The sequence below is a fragment of the Vibrio sp. 10N.222.48.A3 genome (assembly GCF_041475345.1).
Classification (GTDB): domain Bacteria; phylum Pseudomonadota; class Gammaproteobacteria; order Enterobacterales; family Vibrionaceae; genus Vibrio; species Vibrio tasmaniensis_A.
The window spans coordinates 1-1,413 of sequence record NZ_JBFRVX010001446.1 but is presented as its reverse complement, the minus strand read 5'-3'; the positions used below and the strand labels follow the sequence as shown (position 1 = coordinate 1,413).

General features: G+C 32.9%; 1 protein-coding gene and 1 pseudogene. Both read left to right on the top strand.

Annotation, left to right across the window (positions count from 1 at the left end; all coding sequences use genetic code 11):
- Positions 1-772, top strand: a pseudogene (locus AB4653_RS27025) (hypothetical protein); the annotation flags it as partial.
- Position 773: 1 nt separating this feature from the next.
- Positions 774-1,319 (top strand): dTDP-4-dehydrorhamnose 3,5-epimerase, encoded by a 546-nt coding sequence (gene rfbC, locus AB4653_RS27020; RefSeq protein WP_009847952.1) that lies wholly within the window; start codon positions 774-776, stop codon positions 1,317-1,319.
- The last annotated feature ends 94 nt before the right edge of the window (positions 1,320-1,413 follow it).

The following is a 1,413-nucleotide window of genomic DNA, read 5'->3' as shown; positions in this document are numbered from 1 at the left end:
CAGAGGAGGAGACTTAATCCAATACTTAGAATACACTTTCAGTATTCAAGGGTTATACCACTATCCATTCTTATTATTATCATTGGCTATATCTATTGTTTTTATTATTAATGGATTAAGTAGTGGATATTTGCAGAGAGCGTTTGTCTTGTTTCTAGGCGCAAATGCATATGCATTTGGAATATTTGCATTGAAAATGCCCTCAGGTTTTTACTATTTTAGTGCTGCAAACCTATTAATCTTTCTTTCATGCTGTTATGTATTCGCTGATATGTTTGAAAATTCTGAGATGTTAAAGTGGAAGAATAGATCAGCGAGAGCTATTTTTATAGTTACTTTTGTGTTTTTTACGTATCAAACATGTGTTATTAGTGTCACCCAACTTTCAAGTTCGAAAGCAAAGCAGGTTCGGCTAGGGGTTATTTCAAGTTATTTGAACGAGGTGGAAGGAAATAAGGATTTGAATATTTACTACAACTTGAAAGAGGGTAATTATTTGGACTATTCCTCTTCAGTAATGAATTTATATATAAGAACAAAAATAGACAATAAATTCACATTATATTCAAGGTCAGGTTGTTATGTGTGGCATGAATCCAATGAGGATGGATACTATCAGTGCAAGAAAGCTAACTTTAACTTAAATGATGATTATGATTTTGTTATTGATGACACTAATGATAATAAATTTAAGGTTGGATACAAAGAATATAAGGGTAGTATTATTAACAGTGACGCAGTAACAGTTTATTATAAATCATTGGTAGAATAAAATGAAAGTAATTAATACAATTATTCGCGATGTAAAAATTATAGAGCCGAGTGTGTTTGGTGATGAGCGTGGTTTCTTTATGGAGACTTGGAGCCAAGATAAATTTGAAAAGCTCGTAACCGGTAAAGCAACGTCATTTGTTCAAGATAACCACTCCAAATCTAAAAAAGGTATTTTACGTGGCTTACATTACCAAACCCAAAATACCCAAGGAAAGCTAGTTCGAGTTGTGTCCGGTGAGGTATTTGATGTGGCTGTTGATATTAGAAAAGACTCACCGACTTTTGGACAATGGGTGGGGGAATTATTATCTGCTGAAAATAAACGTCAATTGTGGGTTCCGGAAGGTTTTGCTCATGGATTTTATGTGACTAGTGAAGAAGCAGAGTTCGTTTATAAATGTACGGACTATTATAACCCTGAAGCTGAGCACTGTTTATTCTGGAAAGATGAAACCGTAAATATTAAATGGCCAATTGAGAGTCCACCAACTCTGTCAGAAAAAGATAGTATAGGAAAAAGAATTAACGAAATCATTCCACTATAGTTTGATAATTCGTGATTAAATAGCTTAAACTTAAGAAGCTATTATATTAAATTTTAAGGTAGGGAAATGTATAAAATACCATTAAAGTTCATTA